General features: G+C 42.1%; 15 protein-coding genes and 1 riboswitch. Of the genes, 2 read left to right on the top strand and 13 right to left on the bottom strand.

Annotated features, from left to right (window positions below):
* Nucleotides 1–7: 7 nt before the first annotated feature.
* The 13 genes from nrdD to uvrA form a co-directional block, all read right to left on the bottom strand.
* The gene (nrdD, locus tag FGQ53_RS02105; RefSeq protein WP_171019061.1) at nucleotides 8–2,215 is read right to left on the bottom strand and encodes an anaerobic ribonucleoside-triphosphate reductase; all 2,208 of its coding nucleotides are present in this window, start codon (nucleotides 2,213–2,215) and stop codon (nucleotides 8–10) included.
* 119 nt (nucleotides 2,216–2,334) lie between these two features.
* A complete protein-coding gene (locus tag FGQ53_RS02100; protein WP_138335408.1) occupies nucleotides 2,335–3,873 on the bottom strand; it encodes a damage-inducible protein CinA in 1,539 nt (512 codons plus the stop codon).
* Nucleotides 3,874–4,127: 254 nt separating this feature from the next.
* Complete coding sequence (gene cls, locus FGQ53_RS02090) at nucleotides 4,128–5,660, bottom strand: cardiolipin synthase (protein ID WP_138335406.1); 1,533 nt, start codon at nucleotides 5,658–5,660, stop codon at nucleotides 4,128–4,130.
* Between the two features lie 139 nt (nucleotides 5,661–5,799).
* Nucleotides 5,800–6,264: an SP_0198 family lipoprotein gene (locus FGQ53_RS02085; RefSeq protein ID WP_138335404.1), complete on the bottom strand. Its 465-nt coding sequence runs from the start codon at nucleotides 6,262–6,264 to the stop codon at nucleotides 5,800–5,802.
* Nucleotides 6,265–6,348: 84 nt separating this feature from the next.
* On the bottom strand, nucleotides 6,349–7,599 hold the full coding sequence (locus FGQ53_RS02080; protein ID WP_138335402.1) for a bifunctional folylpolyglutamate synthase/dihydrofolate synthase: 1,251 nt from the start codon (nucleotides 7,597–7,599) through the stop codon (nucleotides 6,349–6,351).
* Between the two features lie 357 nt (nucleotides 7,600–7,956).
* Complete coding sequence (locus tag FGQ53_RS02070; RefSeq protein WP_000017620.1) at nucleotides 7,957–8,262, bottom strand: DUF1292 domain-containing protein; 306 nt, start codon at nucleotides 8,260–8,262, stop codon at nucleotides 7,957–7,959.
* A gap of 15 nt (nucleotides 8,263–8,277) precedes the next feature.
* Nucleotides 8,278–8,697, bottom strand: coding sequence for a Holliday junction resolvase RuvX (gene ruvX, locus FGQ53_RS02065; protein WP_138335400.1), 420 nt, complete (start codon nucleotides 8,695–8,697; stop codon nucleotides 8,278–8,280).
* 3 nt (nucleotides 8,698–8,700) lie between these two features.
* Nucleotides 8,701–8,967, bottom strand: coding sequence for an IreB family regulatory phosphoprotein (locus FGQ53_RS02060; protein WP_000507059.1), 267 nt, complete (start codon nucleotides 8,965–8,967; stop codon nucleotides 8,701–8,703).
* A gap of 86 nt (nucleotides 8,968–9,053) precedes the next feature.
* The gene (locus FGQ53_RS02055) at nucleotides 9,054–9,623 is read right to left on the bottom strand and encodes an SP0191 family lipoprotein (RefSeq protein WP_138335398.1); all 570 of its coding nucleotides are present in this window, start codon (nucleotides 9,621–9,623) and stop codon (nucleotides 9,054–9,056) included.
* A 65-nt stretch (nucleotides 9,624–9,688) separates the two neighbouring features.
* On the bottom strand, nucleotides 9,689–10,087 hold the full coding sequence (gene spx, locus FGQ53_RS02050; protein WP_000591165.1) for a transcriptional regulator Spx: 399 nt from the start codon (nucleotides 10,085–10,087) through the stop codon (nucleotides 9,689–9,691).
* 135 nt (nucleotides 10,088–10,222) lie between these two features.
* Nucleotides 10,223–12,883: a magnesium-translocating P-type ATPase gene (gene mgtA / locus FGQ53_RS02040; protein ID WP_138335396.1), complete on the bottom strand. Its 2,661-nt coding sequence runs from the start codon at nucleotides 12,881–12,883 to the stop codon at nucleotides 10,223–10,225.
* A 198-nt stretch (nucleotides 12,884–13,081) separates the two neighbouring features.
* Nucleotides 13,082–13,233: riboswitch (M-box (ykoK) riboswitch) on the bottom strand.
* 57 nt (nucleotides 13,234–13,290) lie between these two features.
* Nucleotides 13,291–14,352, bottom strand: a complete 1,062-nt coding sequence (locus FGQ53_RS02035; protein WP_138335394.1) for a M24 family metallopeptidase — start codon at nucleotides 14,350–14,352, stop codon at nucleotides 13,291–13,293.
* Complete coding sequence (uvrA, locus tag FGQ53_RS02030) at nucleotides 14,345–17,176, bottom strand: excinuclease ABC subunit UvrA (protein WP_138335392.1); 2,832 nt, start codon at nucleotides 17,174–17,176, stop codon at nucleotides 14,345–14,347. The genes FGQ53_RS02035 and uvrA overlap by 8 nt, the downstream gene beginning before the upstream one ends.
* Before the next feature lie 131 nt (nucleotides 17,177–17,307).
* On the opposite strand from uvrA, the gene FGQ53_RS02025 reads away from it, so the two are divergent.
* On the top strand, nucleotides 17,308–18,252 hold the full coding sequence (locus FGQ53_RS02025) for a magnesium transporter CorA family protein (protein WP_138335390.1): 945 nt from the start codon (nucleotides 17,308–17,310) through the stop codon (nucleotides 18,250–18,252).
* Nucleotides 18,253–18,263: 11 nt separating this feature from the next.
* Complete coding sequence (locus tag FGQ53_RS02020) at nucleotides 18,264–18,941, top strand: DUF1129 domain-containing protein (protein WP_138335388.1); 678 nt, start codon at nucleotides 18,264–18,266, stop codon at nucleotides 18,939–18,941.
* Nucleotides 18,942–19,144 lie beyond the last annotated feature (203 nt).

Below are 19,144 nucleotides of genomic sequence, written 5' to 3'. Positions count from 1 at the left end.
TTTCTTTCTAATTTGTTACTTGATGACCAGCCATTTTAATCGTTGAGCCATTCATGTGTTTGACACGCGCTGCGATTTCCTTGTGACGGCCGTTGACCATCGGTCTCGCTTGAGGATTCCCTAGATAGCCACAAGTCCGTTTAACAACGTCTACTGTTTTAGGGTCACTATTGCCACAGTTTGGACAAGCAAATCCTCTCTCAGTTGGTTCAAAATCCCCCTCAAAATCACACTTGTAGCAACGGTCAATTGGAGTATTGGTTCCTAGATATCCCACACGGTCATAGGCATAATCCCAAACAGCTTCCAGAGCCTTAGGATTTTGCTGAAGGACTGGATACTCACAATAATGGATGAAACCACCTGACGCACCTGCTTCTGGATAGACTTTCTCAAAGTCCAATTTTTCAAACGGCGTTGGATTTTTACGAACATCATAGTGGAACGAGTTGGTGTAGTATTCCTTGTCTGTAATATCAGGAATAGAACCGAACTTTTCTGTATCCAAGCGACAGAAGCGATCTGTCAAGCTTTCAGATGGTGTTGAGTAGATAGAGAAATGATAGCCATATTGGTCAGACCACTCTTCTACCCGACGTTTCATATCGCGAATGATATCCAGCGTGAATTCCTTGGCTTCTGGATTGTGTTCCCAGCTATTTCCAAAGAAGACTGTCGCTACCTCGTACAAACCGATGTAGCCCAATGAAACTGTCGCACGACGATTCTTAAAGAGCTGATCAACGCTCTCGTCTTTTCCAAGACGGCGTCCAAAGGCCCCGTACTGATAGAGAATAGGGGCGTTTGCTGGTGTTGCTTCCTTGGTCCGTTCAACACGGTAAACTAGAGCATCTTCTGCGATATTCATCCGCTCGTTGAAGATTTCCCAGAACTTATTCATGTCGCCCTCAGACTCAAGGGCAATGCGAGGAAGGTTGACCGTCACAACACCTAGATTCATCCGACCAGAATTGACTTCTACGCCATTCTCATCCTTCCATCCTTGAAGGAAAGAACGGCAGCCCATAGGTACCTTGAAAGAACCAGTCAACTCGATAATCTTATCATAGGATAAGACATCCGGGTACATCCGTTTGGTTGCACACTCGAGGGCCAACTGTTTGATGTCATAGTTTGGAGTCCCTTCTTCCAAGTTAAGGCCTCTTTTAAGCGCAAAGATGAGTTTAGGGAAGATGGCTGTGCGGTGTTCTGAGCCAAGACCCTTGATACGAATGGTCAAGATAGCTTTTTGAATTTCCCGTTCAAAACGACTAGTCCCTAGACCAAAACCTAGTGAAGTAAAAGGCGTTTGTCCATTTGAAGTGAAGAGAGTGTTGATTTCATACTCAAGAGATTGCATGGCATCATAGATGTCTTTTTGGGTTTTCTTCCAAGCATAATCATCCCGTTTTTCAGGCAAGACCCACTCTTCCGCATCCTTGAGGTGCTTTTGATAATTCTTCTCTGCATAAGGTGCCAAGACTTCATCAATACGGTCAGCTGAACAGCCCCCGTACTGGCTAGAAGCAACGTTGGCGATGATCTGAGAAATCTGAGCTGTCGCAGTCTGGATAGACTTGGGACTCTCTACCTCTGCATTCCCAATTTTAAAGCCATTTTCCAACATCCCTTTAAAATCAATCAAACAGCAGTTAGTCATAGGAGTGTAGGGGCTGTAGTCCAAGTCATGATAGTGGATGTCCCCTTTCTGGTGAGCATTGGCTACGTGCTTAGGAAGCATTTGCAATCCGATTGATTTCCCAACAATGCCTGCTGTCAAATCACGCTGGGTATTAAAGACATCGCTGTCTTTATTAGCATTTTCATTGACAACTGCTTGGTCTTTGTTGAGAAGCTTATGGATACTAAAGTTAATATCTGTCGCTTTCGAACGCTCAAAATCCCTTTGTGTCCGATAAGTAATATACTCCTCAGCCAGCGCATATTCTTTGGCTTCAAGCAGTTCATGTTCTACGATATTTTGAATTTCGTAAATCTTAACCCCCTGTGGAAAGCGACTATGAATTTCTGTGACAATTCGCTCGGTCAGAGCATTTAGGCGCTTTTCAACCAAGGGTGTCACATCCATAACCTTGTCTGCCGCCTTGTGGAGAGCCTTGTCAATCTTGTCCACATCAAATACAACACGTCTCCCATCTCGTTTTTCAACGAAGAGGGTTGGTAGGGTTGTAATTTTTTCTTCTAGTGCAATCATATGCATACTCTTTTCTAAAATGTTCTTTCTAAAAAGTATTATACCACTCTAAAAAGAAAAATCAATATCTTGTGGTAAAAATCCTAAAATTTTTAAAAATACACAAGATATTGATTTCGTTATTTGATTTTATAGACTTTGAATTCTGAGTAATCAGTCTTTACTTGTTGGTAATTTTCTTTCAAGAGTGTTTTCACTTCAGACCAGACTACTACCTTATCGTTTACCACAATCACCTTAGGTTGTTTTTCTTTCAAGTCATTGAGTAGCTTATTCCGATTTTCCTCAGTTGCTGTATAGTGCATCGGGGACAAAATAGCCGATGGCGACAAGCGCTCACTCTTACGATAAAGAGTTGCAGTATCATCCCATGCATAGATAGCATCTTCCGTACTTGTCTCCTCTTTCACCAAATCAGCAAGACGCTCACGTTCTTGATAAGGTACTGGATAAAGGACAAACCTCATCAAAAAGGGAACAGCCAAAAGATATAACAAAGTTAAAATCGGTAGGTAAAGATTTCCTTTAGTATAGCGATGCCAGAGACTAACAGGCTCTTCTCTGCGTCTTCTTCTAACGCTACGACCACTCTGTTGCCCCTTGATATTGGACACTAAAAGCAGAAGAAAGACAGGGAAAATGAGCATCAAACGGGATGCATGTAGGGGATCCTGTGTAAAGAAAATCACTACCAAACCTAAAATTAGGAACAAACTCGCAGGCACTGAGATGACATATAGTTTAGAGGATTTAGATTGAAAGAGACCTAAAAAGACAAAAACCAAAACTCCCATACCAAGAGCCAACAACCCATAAAACAAAACATTTTCTAACAATGCCGAAACAGAAGTCAAACGAATGGAATGAATTGGATACAAAATTCCACTAATCGCATCCTCAAAACTTCCTGTTGCAACACTATAGTAGGCAGTTGGATAAAAGACCAGTGAAAAACCTAAAGCCACTGCAATAAACTGATAAAATCCATGTGCAAAACGTCTATGCCCAAGGTTAAAGACCAACAAGCCTAAACTCACTACAGCAATAAACAGGAGCGATGCCAAGGGAGCAAAGAAAAATCCGCCCGCCAAAGCCAGCCCAATCCGTACAAATCCCTTATCATGGCTTGGATTGCTTAGGTAAGCCGCAACTAAACTAAAGGCCGCGAATAAGAATGGAAGCGCTAAAAGAGTCGCATAACCTCCACCAAACGCAAGACCTGTAACTAGCATATAAAAAATAGTCACCAGTTGTCCAGCTTGGTCTCCTTGCTTTGTCAAGGTGTCTGCCGATCGAAAGAGAAAAAATCCTCCTGCTACCAAGGCTAACCACTCAAAGATGGCAAAGAGAAATCCGCCCTGAGTCACGTAAGTCAGCAAATAATAAAGCAAACCTTGACTTCCATAATAGTCGCTGTAAATTTTTCCTGTCTGATGAAGCGCCCAACCTGCATAAAAATCCTGCACTTCCTGTGCACTCATTAAATCGAGTAATAGCGGTACTCCTAGAGTTATCCCCGTTACAAGCGTACTCCATAGTAAAATTTTTACCAAAGGAAGACGACTTGATTCACGATGATGCGATTCTTGTTCGATTTGGTATTCTAGAGGTTCACGATTCTCCTGATGAACTTCTTCTACTCTACCATACACACTCATATCGTTTCTCCTATTCAATTTATCTGTCTTAGTATATCAAAAAGTCCTAGGATTGTCAGCTTACGATGGGTGTTTGAGTGATTTTTTGCATAGTTTCACAAAGGTTTCAATTTCTCGAAATCGGTGTAAATGTGTCTGTTTAAATGTCATGATATAGTTCAATTCTTTCTGGGTCATCATCTTTCCTCCTACATCTTCTTATTCGTAAAAGACAAGAAAAATAGGACTGGTTTGTGTCCTCAGTCCTAGATTTCTTATAAGATAGGGGCGAATAACTGGGCAATTTCCTTAATCAATTTTTGATACCAGCTATTTTTTATCGTATGAGGGAAAATTTCTTGCGATGCTGAAAAAATCTCTTGAAAATCTTTTTGAATCTCAGCGATTGATTCTGTTTTATATAGCAAGACTGCATTTTCATAGTGGTGAAGCAAACTTCTATAATCTAAGTTAATGGTTCCAACTGCAGCAAAGTCCTTATCCACTAAGATTTGTTTACTGTGGATAAAGCCTGGACTATACTCAAAAATCCTCACTCCTGCTGACAACAAATCCGGATAGGCCCCTCTCGTGATGAGTTGGATTAATTTTTTATCCGGAATAAAAGGTGTCACGATGCGGACATCAACACCCCGCATGGCCGCATTTTTAATACTCTCGGTTAAGTCATAGTCAATAATCAAATAGGGTGTTGTGATATAGACTGAATCAGTAGCCTGATTAATCAAACTTTGATAAACTTTTTTCCCTACCTGAGTACGGAAGATGGGCTTGGGTCCACTACCGTAAGGAATGCAGAGTCCTTGGCCAGAACAAGGCTGATTTTCCAAGTGATACTGGTCAAAATCGCTGATTTCCCCACGATTGATGTACCAAGTCATCAAAAAGAGACGGGTGAGAGCCTTGACACCAGGACCATCTAAGCGAATCCCACTGTCCTTCCAGTAGCCAAAACGTTCTACATGGTTGATGTACTCATCAGCTAAGTTAATACCTCCTGTATAGGCTACCTGACCATCTATGACAAGGATTTTACGATGGTCCCGATTGTTGTAAGCCACCGTCAAACGAGGAATCACCTTGTTAAATTTATGGGCTTCAATTCCTCGACTACGAAGCTGAATAGTATAGTCTCCAGGCAAAGTCGCCATACAGCCGATATCATCATAGAGCATCTTGATCTCTACACCTTGAGCTGCCTTTTGCTCTAGTATGTCTAGTATGCTATTCCACATTAGACCTTCTTCGACAATATAATACTCTAGAAAGATAAACTTTTCAGCTTTCTTGAGGTCTTCCAACATATATTGCCACATACTTTCACCCGAAGAAAAGAATTGTGAATCTGTTCGATCATAGACATCGGCATTGCTATCCATACTCAACAAAGATTTGATAACTCCGTAAGCCGCCTTATCCTCTTCCTTCAATTTCTGGCGGAGAGCTTTACTGTTATCCTCCCGAAAATGCATAGAACCAAGTTTGTCCAACTGTTTGATTTCTTTTTTGGATAATCGTCTTTCACCAAACATCAGATAGAGCAAGGGGCCGATGACAGGAACAAAAGTCACCACTAACCACATCACTTTACTATCAGGTGTCATTGAACGATTGACAATTGCGACAATAGTCGCCATACTCATAAAAATTAAGACAATTACCCATAGAATAGGGGCCATACGCCCTAAATAGAGAAAGAGACCAAAAACAAGAAAAAGTTCAAGTAGCATAATCGAAAGACTAAAGCCATACTTGGACATCAATAATTGAAATTTTCTATATTTCATATCCCCTCCTTGATAGTTTGAATGATAAAAACAGGTAATTAAAACTAGTATAACTCAGGTATTCGGTAGAAGGCAAGTATTTATAATCATTTTTCTGAGCAAAAGCAAAAGAGACCAAAAAATCCAGTCTCCTTCTAGTCTATTTTGATAAAACAATGCGATCAGACGCTTCTCTATCCATATCGTCGATAATCATCTGACTGCCATTGATTGCATAAATCTTGACATCATCCCCAATAATCATGCGTTGATTGGCTGCATCGAAGCTGACCTGCTTGATTTCTTGTTCCCCGTCAGTTTCAACCTGTGTCCAAGTACCAGTTGTTCCAGTTACCACTAAAGTGATACGGTCTCCTTCGTCCTGACCGGTATAAGTCCCATCAATATTAGTTGGTTGAGCCTCAGGCGCATTTTGTGAAGAACTTGTCGTTGCCTGGTTTGTATTTGCTGTGGAAGATGAAGCAACAGGTTGTGATTGTTGAATTTGTTGTGTTTGCGGTTGAGCTGCTGATTGTTGAACCTGTTGAGCTCTTTGTGAACAAGCTACTAAGAGACTAAGACTTGCTAGAGAAGCAAGAGAAAGTGTGAATCTTTTTAATTTCATGATGAATTCCCTTTCTGCTACCAATTTAGAGAATGTTCCTTCTAACTGGCAGTTCCCCTAGTATAACAAGTTCAAAAAAGGAGGTCAATTTATCTGCTCGTGGGCCAGTAGGTGGCTCCGTACTTCTGAGATAAAATAGAGAGACCCTGTAATGAACAACAAGTCCTGGGAATCTGCTCTTTCTTCAAAACTGCTGATAAATTCGCGATAAGAGGGAATTACATGGTAACCTGTTACATCTGTATCATCCAGAGAACCTTGATAGTCGAAGCCGGTCACCTTGAGTTCCACCTGAGGCAAATTTTCAGCCAGATAGCCTAACATCCCCTGATAATCCTTACGTTTCAAGGCTCCAAAAAGGATTTTAGGACGATAACCTTCCTGCTCTTTTCCTTTGATAAATTCAACCAAGCGAGTCAAGGCAGGGAGGTTATGAGCACCATCCAAGTAAATCCGAGAACGAATACGCTCCAAGCGACCAGCCCAATGGGTCTGTTCTAAAGCCTTTCTTACAGCCTGCTCATCAACAGCTTCCTTTCCTTCTCCCATAAAAAGAAGAAACGTTTGTAGCGCCAAGGCCGCATTTTCCTGCTGATAGGCTCCTTCCAATCCTATTTTCAACTGTGAAAGATTAGCCAAAGAGTTTGAAAAATCACCATTCAGCATTGAAAAATCTTGGCCCGCCTGATAAAGCTCAACAGCTAAATATTCGGCTCTTTTCTGACAGACAAGCCTAGCTTCTGGAGGCAATTTCGCAATCACTGCCTTTTTCCCAACCTTGAAGATACCAGCTTTCTGCTCTGCAATTGCTTCTAGACTATCACCCAAGGTCTCCTGATGGTCAAGCCCGATGGAGGTTATGACAGCAATCTCTCCAGTTACCACATTGGTCGTGTCAAGTAAGCCACCAATTCCCACTTCTAGTAAAACCAAATCCACCTCTTGCTCTCTAAAATAGAGGAAAGCAATCAGGGTCAGCAATTCAAAAAAGGACAACTGGTCATGGGTTTGCAAAAGCGTCTTTTCCATCTTCTTGACCTGCTCAGCTAAACGGATAAAGTCTGCGTCTGCTATAGGTTGTCCATTAATGCAGATTCGGTCATTGATAGAGACAATATGAGGGGAGGTAAAGGTCGCAACTTTTTTGCCATGACCCATAAATAATTCCCTCATGAAAGCAATGGTAGACCCTTTCCCATTAGTCCCGGTTACATGGATAATAGGATAAGACTTCTCGGGATTTCCTAACAAATCCACCGCTTCTTGCATTCTGTCCAAACCTGATCGAAAATTCAAACCGATTCGACCATGAAGCCATTCTTCTACTTCAAACATACACCTCTCCTTGACAAAAGTCTAATCAATTATCTAGCAAAATTCCGTAGATAACAAAAAATGAGGTCAGGATTTTCGTCCCAACCTCTTACCTGGTTAGCTAATAACTAGCTACTATAAATATTAACGTGGGATAAAAACGTCCACAGACTTACCAGTTCTCCCTTATTTAAAGGAACTGGAGTAAAAATATCCCCCGGACATTCCAACTCCTCTAATTTTCAGGAGTTGGGCTGATACAGTCTCCCAGACTGCCTGCTCTTTCTTTTTTCTAAAAGCAGGGCTAAACACGTCCACAGGACTTACCAGTTCTCTCTTATTTAAAGGAACTGGGGTAAAAATATCCCCCGGATATTTTTACTCCTCCATAAAGCTGTTGAAGACTTCTTCAATCATGTTCCATTCGTCTTCTGAGTCTTCTGGGATTGGTTGCAATTCACCTTCTGTTCCATCTTCGTTTTCGATGAATGAGTAAGCTTGGATTTCAACTTGTCCGTCTTCGTCTTCTTCTGCGTTAACTGGTACTAGAAGAACATAGTTTTTACCAAATTCTTCTTTTCCGTCAATGGTCAAAAGGATTTCAAACAAGGTTTCATTTCCTTGCTCATCTACTAGTGTGATTAGTTCACGTTCTTCGTGGTCGTGGTTATGATCGTGTGACATAGCCTCTCCTTTATATTAAAATTTTCTATCTAAATAATTTTGTAAAATCAGCTGAGCTGCTAACTTATCAATGACTTTCTTACGCTTATTGCGACTGATATCTGCTTGTTCAATCAACATGCGCTCTGCGGCAACTGTTGTCAAGCGTTCATCTTGATAGTCTACTGGTAAACCAAAAAGCTCTTCTAGCTTTACTCCGTATGCTTGACTAGCTTCCACGCGCGGTCCGCTTGTATTGTTCATGTTTTTAGGCAAGCCCACTACAAATCGTTCCACCTTGTAAGTATCAACCAACTCCTTAACGCGGTCAAAACCAAATTGGCCTTGCTCCTCATTGATTTGGATGATTTCAAGTCCTTGAGCTGTAAAGCCGAGCGGATCGCTAATGGCCACCCCTACCGTTTTTGAACCGACGTCCAATCCCATAATTCTCATAGGTTATAGATCGACTCCTTGTCCTTTAAGGTAGTAGCGGACCAACTCCTCAACGATTTCATCACGCTCATACTTACGGATTTGATTTCGTGCATTATTATAACGAGGAACGTAGGCAGGGTCTCCACTCAATACGTAACCTACGATTTGGTTAATTGGGTTGTAGCCCTTATCGTTCAACGAAGCGTAGACATCAGTCAAAGTTTCGCTAATTTCTTTTTTATTGGAATCGTCCAATTTAAAACGTACTGTTTCTTCAGTAAATCCCATTCTAACACCCTCTTTCCTTAGAATAGTACCATTATAGCATAATTCCTTACCTTCTACAATTCAGGCAGTCTATTTATTTGGATTTTCTACTGTTCTGTCGCACCATTTGCCAATCTGTCTGAAATATATTTGCTTGGTTCATTTTTCAACAGATTTTCCAAGCCAATATTTTTTAGATATTCCAACTGAGAAGCCTTCTTGACATCCAAAACTTGAAAATCATAACTAGTCGTTGTTTGAAGTTCAGTTGCGCTCAATAGTTTGGTTTCAAGTTTGAAACCTGCCAATTTACGAGCTTCAATGATAGACTCATCCTTCTCCTCCGCCTCAAGGAGAGCTTTTTGAGTTTCTTCCACACCATGTTGATCAATATAGGTCTTCAACTCATCTGAGACTGGACGCTTTTGCTGAATGGTTAGGTTCAAAAAAGTCTTGTCTTTGTAAGTAATGGTTTGGGTTTGCTGGCTGCCATCATCTGACTTGGGCAAGACCAAAGTCTTGGTCACAACTGTATTCTTCTCGGCATTTTCAATAACTGGCAATGCCGACTGAAGCGTATCCTTTTCTGTTTTTGTAGCTGGTCCAGTTTCTTTTTTCTGTCCACAACCAACCAGGACAAAAAGGAAAGCTAGACTAATCAGAACAATTTTTTTCATTTCTTTCTTCTTTCTTTTTGAGATTAAAATAGAATAAGACTGGGAATTACTCCCAGCCTTGATGTTTATAGAGCTGCACGCAAACGTGCTTCTGCATTTTCTACATTACGGACAGAGCGTGGTAGGAAGGCACGAATATCATCTTCCTTATAGCCAACTTGCAGACGTTTTTCATCTACAAGGATTGGGCTCTTTAAAATTCTCGGTGTTTCCATAATCAGATTGAGGACTTCATTGACGCTCAAATCTTCAATATCCACTCCGAGGGCTTTGGCATAGCGATTTTTAGATGAAACGATGCTGGCTATTCCATTATCTGTTTTGGTTAGAATATCCAGTAATTCTTCTCTCGTAATTCCTTCTTTACCAAGGTTTTGTTCTTTATAACTTAACTGGTGGGCATTGAGCCAGGTTTTCGCTTTTTTACAGCTAGTACAACTTGAGACTGTATAAATTTTGATCATGTACCTACCCCTTTCGCTACATATTACTATCAGTTTAGTCTATTATACCATAAAAAGCATCCGACTTGCGACCTATTTTTAAATTTTTTTGGCTTTTTTCGTCATTTTCGTACTTTTTTCTTGACAAAATGAAATTTACAGCCATTCTTTATATTTCTTGATATAGATTTTTTTCACAATTGTCACGCTAATCATATACAAAATAATGATGAAAAGTAAGAAGATGAAATAAATCGGTTTTAAAGGAGTTAAATGGAGAAGGCTAGCTAGTGGACTGTAGGGAAGGAAGGTCACAAAGGCTGCAGCCAATAAGGTTGTCACAAGGACTAGCCAAGCTGGACGACTTTGTAAAAAGGGAATTTTAGCTGAACGAAGCATATGGATGACCATGGTTTGGGACCACATAGATTCAATAAACCAACCTGTCTGGAACAGGATAATAAAGCCCGTTGCCGACTCTGCTCCATGAACATAGGCATGACCTGTCGTCATGGGTACAATGATAAAATAAAGCGAAATGAAGGTCAAAATATCAAAGGCAGAAGAGATAGGCCCCATCCAAACCATGAAACGTGTGATGGACTTAGCTTCCCATGTATGCGGATTTCTCAAAAAATCTTTGTCCACCTTGTCAAAAGGCAAGGAAATACAAGACAAATCATAGACTAGATTTAGGATAATCAAATGGACTGGTGCCATTGGTAAAAATGGTAAAAAGATTCCAGAGACCAATAGGGATAAGATATTGCCAAAATTAGAACTCACTGTCATTTTGATATATTTGGTCATATTGGCATAGACCTTACGCCCTTCAACAAGTCCTTTTTCAAGTACCATGAGATCCTTATCAAGTAGGATAACATCAGCTGTTTCTTTAGCAATATCTACTGCTGTATCAACAGAAATCCCCACATCTGCGACTTTCATGGAAGGGGCATCATTAATCCCATCTCCCATATAGCCGACAGCATGACCATTAGCCTTAAATTGCAAAATAATCCTTGCTTTTTGGTCAGGAGAAAGTTTGGCAAAGACAGTTACCTCCTCTACGGCTTGGGCCAATTCTTGATCACTCATCTGATCAATTTCAGATCCTAACAGCATCTGATTGATATCCAAACCAACCTTTTCACAGACTGCTTGAGTAACTTTTTCGTTGTCTCCCGTCAAAATCTTTGTTTGAACTCCATGTTCTAACAGAGCCTTAATTGCTGGTGCTGCAGATGGTTTTGGTGGATCTAGAAAGGCTAAATAACCAGTTAGAATCATATCCCCTTCATCATCAACTGTATAGGCATGACCTTCCCTCAAACCTGACTTATAGGCCACTCCCAAGACACGCAAACCTTGTTGATTTAGTTGTCGGACTTCCGCTAAAATTTCTTCTCTAATAGCATCTGTCAAGGGAGTAATCACTCCATGGTATTCCGCATGACTGGAAATCGTCAACATCTCCTCTAGGGCACCCTTGGTTACCAAACTAACAACTTCCTGTTCATCCTTGACAATGACACTCATCCGTCTGCGTTCAAAATCAAAGGGAAGCTCATCTATTTTTTGAAAAGTTTGAGCCAGATTTTGCAAGAGGGCGTGTTCTTTTGCTTCCTTTTCAGTCCGTTTGATGATGGCTCTGTCCATCAAATTTTTCAAGCCAGTTTGAAAATAAGAATTGAGATAAGCTCGTCTCAAGACGGTCAAATCCAAGCGTCCGTGGATGTCCAAAGGATATTCTAGAACGATTTCGTCTTGGGTAAGGGTTCCGGTTTTATCCGTGCATAGGATATCAATAGCACCTAGATCTTGTATGGCATTGAGTTTTTTGATGACGACTTTTTCCTTGGCCATGATAATGGAGCCTTTTGCTAGGCTAGCGGTAATAATCATAGGAAGCATCTCAGGTGTCAATCCAACACCCACACTCAAAGCAAATACGCCAGCTTCCAGCCAGTCGCCATCTGTTAAACCATTGGACAAGAAAACGATGGGCACCATGACTAACATTAAACGGATCAAGAGCCAAGAGATACTATTCATCTCTCGTTCAAACGAAGTGGGCTCGTCATAGGTGTTCAAAGTCTGCTCAATGGCCCCCATCATGGTATCATCGCCAACCGCCAAAACCACGGCCTTGGCACTACCAGACAAGACATTGGTTCCCATAAAAGCCAAGGATTCGGCTTCAAGAAGACTATCAGATTGTTGAACTGTTGCCTTGGTCAAGGCCAATTTTTCAACCGATTCACTTTCTCCTGTCAAGCCAGACTGTTGGACAAAGAAATCGCGCGACTCAAATAAAAGAAGATCTGCTGGAATCATATCACCAGCGCTTAATTCAACCACGTCACCTACTACCAAATCATCGATAGGTACTTCTTGAATTTCTCCTTGACGAATGACAGTCGCTGTGTTGACAATCATTTTTGATAGATTGGTCGCAGCCTTATCACTACGGAGTTCTTGGACAAAGCGTATGCCACCAGAAATGAGGACTAGGACAACGATGATAATAGAAGTCGTCGGATCCTCTTGACCAGGCTTCGCCAACCAGACATTGGTCACCAAGGAAATCACGGCGATAACCAGCAAGATGATTGTAAAAGGATTGATAATCGATTCGTAAATCTTTTTCAAAATCGAATCTTCTTGGCCTTTGGTAATCACATTTTCGCCATAGAGGTCACGATTTTTTTCGACTTGTTCCTCTATCAAACCGTTTAAACTGGTATGATAAAAAGTTAGACTCTCGTCTAAAGGGACTTGAATAGCTGTTGCTAATCTTTCTTTTGTAGTTTTCATTGGTTTCTCCTATCTGTATGAATGATGTGTTTCATACACAGAGACCAATCACTTTATAAGGGCAGAACGACACAAATCAGCGATTGGCTGTGTATGTGCGGTTCCGGATGGTCGTCAATTTGCATCGTCTGTCTCCTTTCTTTGTTTTAAAACAGTAGAAAATCCTACCATCAAAAAATGGCAGGATTAAAAAACTAAATATCTGTTTTTTCGTTCAAGCTTTAACTCCATAGGGCAATGAAATGAGCTTAGTCTTGGCCTTCGCGACCAGGACTGTTGACCAACGAGTAGTGTCTCCACTGCTTTGCGGTAGTCATCCGTATCCCTATGGTAGCCTCACCTACCGTTTTCGTCTTTCAGTATAAACCTTTAAAATTTAAAAGTCAATCATTTGAGTCGTTTAACTCTTAAATAACTATCAACTCTTTTGGAGCTAGGGTCAACAATTCACAACCTGTCTCTGTAATCAGAATATCATCCTCGATACGAACGCCATATTTGCCTTCAATATAAATACCCGGCTCGTCTGTCAAGGCCATACCTGCTTTAATAGTTTCTGTAGAAGTCTGGCTAAAGTATGGTTCCTCATGGATATCCAGGCCAATACCGTGTCCGATACCGTGGGTAAAGTAGTCGCCATAGCCTGCCTCGATAATAATATCACGAGGGATTTTGTCAAAATCACGGAAACCTAATCCTGCCTTAGCCTGGTCAATCAAGGCTTGGTTGGCTTTCAAAACCGTATTGTAAATCTCTGCTTGCTCGTCGCTGACATGCCCTAGATAGATAGTCCGTGTCATATCACTGACATAGTGGTCATAAAGGCAACCGAAGTCCATGGTAATGGCTTCTCCTAGCTCCACTGGTTTGTGCATAGGATGGGCATGGGGTTTGGAAGAGTTGATACCGCTAGCTAGAATCGTATCAAAAGATAAGCCAGATGCTCCCAACTCACGCATCCGGAAGTCAAGGAAGTTGGCAATCTCAATTTCAGTCTTTCCTGGTTTGATAAAGTCAAGCGCATCGCGGAAAGCTTGGTCTGAGATAGAACAAGCCTTGCGAATAGTCGCAATCTCCGCTTCATCCTTAATCATTCGAAGACCTTCAACAAACTGAGTTTGTGGAAGCAAGTCAATTCCTTCAAAGGCTGCCTGCATACGGTGGTAATAAGAGACCGAAATCTCGTCCTCAAAACCGATTCGAGACAAGCCCATATCCTTGACAATGCCTGCAATGACAGCCAATTCATCGCGATCAGCCACAATCTCAAAACCACTGGTTTCTTGCTTGGCTGCGATGATATAGCGAGAGTCTGTCACCAAGACCTGACGGTCACGGCTGATAAAGACTGTTCCATTTGAACCCCAAAAACCAGTCAAGTAGTAGACGTTTTTAAGGTTGTTGACAATGATGCCATCTAGTTCTTTTTCTTGCATTTTAGCGAGAAATGCTTGTACACGTTTATTCATGATGTAACTTTCCTTTCAAATAGTGTCCTGTGTAGCTGGCTTCATTGGCCGCTACTTCTTCTGGAGTTCCTGTTGCGATGATGGTTCCACCGCCGACACCCCCCTCAGGACCCAGGTCGATAATATGGTCTGCTGTCTTGATAACATCCAGATTGTGCTCAATAACAAGGACGGTATTGCCATCGTCTACAAAGCGAGCCAATACTTTAAGCAAGCGAGCAATATCCTCGGTATGAAGACCTGTCGTCGGCTCATCCAGAATGTAGAAAGATTTTCCTGTCGATCGTTTGTGGAGTTCACTAGCCAGCTTCATACGCTGCGCTTCTCCCCCAGAAAGGGTGGTAGCTGGTTGCCCTAGCGTTACATATCCCAGTCCCACATCCTTGATGGTCTGAAGTTTACGTTGAATCTTTGGAATATGTTGGAAGAATTCCACCGCATCGTTGACAGTCATATTCAAGACCTGCGAGATATTTTTTTCCTTGTAATGAACTTCTAGGGTTTCACTGTTGTAGCGGGTCCCGTGGCAAACCTCACAAGCCACATAAACATCTGGTAAGAAGTGCATCTCAATCTTGATAATTCCGTCACCTGAGCAGGCTTCACAGCGACCACCCTTGACATTGAAACTGAAACGCCCCTTCTTGTAGCCTCGAATCTTGGCTTCGTTTGTCTGGGCAAAGAGGTCACGTATATCGTCAAAAACTCCTGTATAGGTAGCTGGGTTGGACCTTGGCGTTCGTCCTATAGGGCTCTGATCAATGTCAATCAAGCGGTCTACATGCTCAATCCCTGTAATAGTTTTAAACTTACCAGGTTTGTCTGAATTGCGGTTGAGTTTTTGAGCAATAGCTTTTTTGAGGATACTGTTGATTAAGGTAGATTTCCCTGAGCCCGACACCCCTGTCACTGCGATGAATTTTCCTAGCGGGAAGCGAGCAGTGATATTTTGCAAGTTATTCTCACGCGCACCTGTCACCTCTATAAAACGACCATTCCCCACACGGCGCTCTTCTGGTACTGGAATGGCACGTTTTCCTGACAAGTACTGTCCTGTGATAGACTTGCTGTTGCGAGCCACCTGCTTGGGCGTACCTGCAGCGACAATCTCTCCACCAAAAACACCGGCACCGGGACCAACATCAATTAGATAATCAGCCTCACGCATGGTATCTTCGTCGTGTTCCACCACGATGAGAGTATTGCCTAAATCACGCATCTTTTTCAGACTAGCAATCAGGCGGTCATTATCCCTCTGGTGAAGACCAATCGACGGCTCATCCAGGATATAAAGGACACCTGATAGGTTGGAACCAATCTGAGTTGCCAAGCGAATACGCTGACTCTCCCCACCTGAAAGGGTTCCTGCCGAACGTGACAGAGTTAGATAGTTGAGACCCACGTTATTGAGGAAGGTCAAGCGATCCTTGATTTCCTTTAGGATAGGCCGAGCAATGATGGCCTCATTTTCAGACAAGGTCAGCTGGCTCACCAAGTCCAAGTGGTCTGCGATAGACAGGTCTGAAATTTCTCCGATATGCAGCCCTTGCTCACCACCCACACGGACAGACAAGGCCTGGTCATTGAGACGGTAACCGTGACAGGTTCCGCAGGTCAGTTCATTCATATAAAGGCGCATCTGAGTGCGAGTATAATCGCTATTGGTTTCATGGTAGCGACGCTTGATATTATTGACAACTCCCTCAAAAGGAATATCGATATCGCGCACACCACCAAATTCATTTTCATAGTGAAAATGGAATTCCTTACCATCTGAGCCGTAGAGAATCAAGTTTTTATCTTCTTCTGACAAGTCTTCAAAGGGCTTATCCATATCCACTTCAAAAGCTGTCATGGCTTGTTCCAGCATGTTTGGATAGTAGTTAGATGAGATAGGATTCCAAGGTGCTAACGCCCCTTCACGTAGCGTTTTGCTGGCATCTGGCACTACCAAATCAGTATCCACCTCTAGCTTAATACCCAAACCATCACACTCACTACAAGAACCAAAAGGAGCATTGAAGGAGAAGAGACGTGGCTCTAACTCTGGGACAGTAAAACCACAAACTGGGCAGGCATAATGCTCAGAGAAGAGCAACTCAGAATCGTCCATGGTATCAATAATCACATAACCTTCTGCGATACGAAGGGCTGCCTCAATGGAATCAAAGAGACGACTACGGATATCCTCCTTGATGACAATACGGTCAACTACGACATCGATATTGTGTTGCTTGCTCTTGGACAACTCTGGCACCTCGGTCACATCATAGACTTCCCCATCCACACGGACACGAACATAGCCGTCTTTCTGAACCTTTTCAATGACGCTCTTGTGTTGGCCTTTTTTCTTACGGATAACTGGTGCTAAAATTTGCAGGCGTTGGCGTTCTGGTAACTCCAAAACCTTATCCACAATTTGCTCCACAGAAGAGGCCTTGATAGCTCCATGCCCGTTGATACAGTAAGGCGTCCCCACACGTGCGTAGAGGAGACGCAGATAGTCATTGATTTCAGTCGTGGTTCCCACGGTCGAACGAGGGTTTTTGCTAGTCGTTTTTTGGTCGATGGAAATAGCAGGGCTGAGACCATCGATAGCATCTACATCTGGCTTCTCCATATTTCCCAAAAACTGGCGAGCATAGGCTGACAGACTCTCCACATAGCGACGTTGTCCCTCCGCATAGAGGGTGTCAAAGGCCAGACTGGATTTCCCTGAACCTGACAAACCTGTCACGACAACCAACTTGTCTCGCGGAATTTCCACATCAATATTTTTTAAATTATGGGCACGCGCCCCATGAATGACAATTTTATCTTGCATCTTTGTTCTTTCTAGTCCATTATTGCTTACCATTATACCAAAAAAAGTGAGATTCTATTACCCAAAAGGCTGAATTTATAGTATAATAGTACGGTGTGAAAAAATCTGAAAAACGAGAAAGGATAAGGGATATGAAACAAGTTTTTCTCTCTACAACAACTGAATTTAAAGAGATCGATACGCTTGAACCGGGTACTTGGATCAATCTCGTCAATCCGACTCAAAATGAATCACTCGAAATCGCCAACGCCTTCGACATTGATATTGCCGACCTTCGAGCACCACTCGATGCGGAAGAAATGTCCCGTATTACCATCGAAGACGAGTATACTTTGATCATCGTGGACGTCCCCATCACAGAGGAGAGAAACAACCGCACCTACTATGTAACAATTCCGCTGGGAATTATCATCACCGAGGAAACCATTATCACTACCTGCTTGGAATCCCTCCCTGTTCTCGATGTCTTCATCAACCGCAAACTGCGTAACTTCTATACTTTCATGCGGTCACGCTTTATCTTTCAACTCCTTTATCGCAATGCTGAGCTTTACCTAACTGCCCTTCGTTCGATTGACCGTAAGAGTGAACAAATCGAAAGTCAACTACATCAATCAACTCGTAATGAAGAATTGATTGAGCTCATGGAATTGGAAAAAACCATCGTCTATTTCAAGGCCTCCCTTAAAACAAATGAGCGTGTGATTAAGAAATTGACCAGCTCAACCAGTAATATCAAGAAATACCTTGAGGACGAAGACCTGCTTGAAGATACCTTGATTGAAACCCAACAGGCCATCGAGATGGCAGACATTTACGGAAATGTCCTTCATTCCATGACAGAAACCTTTGCCTCTATCATTTCCAACAACCAGAACAACATCATGAAAACCTTGGCCCTTGTGACCATCGTCATGTCCATCCCAACCATGGTCTTCTCTGCCTACGGGATGAACTTTAAGGATAATGAAATCCCCCTAAACGGCGAGCCAAATGCCTTCTGGTTAATCGTCTTTATCGCCTTTGCTATGAGTGTCTCGCTCACTCTCTATCTCATCCATAAAAAATGGTTCTAAGAGGAGTTCCTATGTCTCAGATTAATCTACAAAAATTAACCAAGAAAAACCAAGAGTTTGTCCACATCGCTACCCAACAATTCATCAAAAATGGGAAAACAGATGCTGAAATCAAGGCTATTTTTGAGGAAGTTATTCCCCAAATCCTTGAAGAGCAAGCCAAAGGCACTACTGCTCGTTCCCTCTATGGCGCACCGACCCACTGGGCGCACAGCTTCACTGTCAAGGAGCAGTACGAAAAAGAGCATCCAAAAGAAAATGATGATCCAAAGCTCATGATTATGGACTCAGCCCTTTTCATCACTAGCCTCTTTGCCCTCGTTAGCGCCCTCACAACCTTCTTCTCAGCAGATCAGGCTATCGGTTACGGTTTGATTACCCTCCTGCTAGTTGGACTGGTTGGTGGATTTGCCTTCTACTTGATGTACTACTTTGTTTACCAATACTATGGGCCTGATATGGACCGCAGTCAACGTCCACCTTTCTGGAAATCTGTACTGGTTATCCTAGTTTCTATGTTCCTTTGGTTGCTTGTCTTCTTTGCAACAAGCTTCCTACCAGCTAACCTTAACCCAGTACTTGCTCCATTGCCACTAGCTATTATCGGAGCAGCCCTTCTCGCCCTTCGCTTCTATCTCAAGAAACACTTGAACATCCGAAGCGCAAGTGCAGGACCAACACGTTATTAAGAAGAATGATAAAAGCAACTGCAGGTGCAATGTCATTAAGTTAAGAAATTCAAATACAATTCTGTATTTGGGTTTCTTTTTTATGTGATAAACTTATAGTTAAGGAGGGATTTCCCATGATAAAACAAATAAAAGCTCACTTGAATAAGAGTATTCAGAGTATTATTGGTCAAAAAGTTGAGTTCGTCAAACAAGATGAACAG

The sequence above is a fragment of the Streptococcus mitis genome, from assembly GCF_005844455.1.
GTDB classification, from domain to species: Bacteria; Bacillota; Bacilli; order Lactobacillales; family Streptococcaceae; genus Streptococcus; species Streptococcus mitis_BF.
The sequence above is the reverse complement of the archived record's forward strand: the minus strand, read 5'-3'. Positions and strand labels throughout refer to the sequence as shown.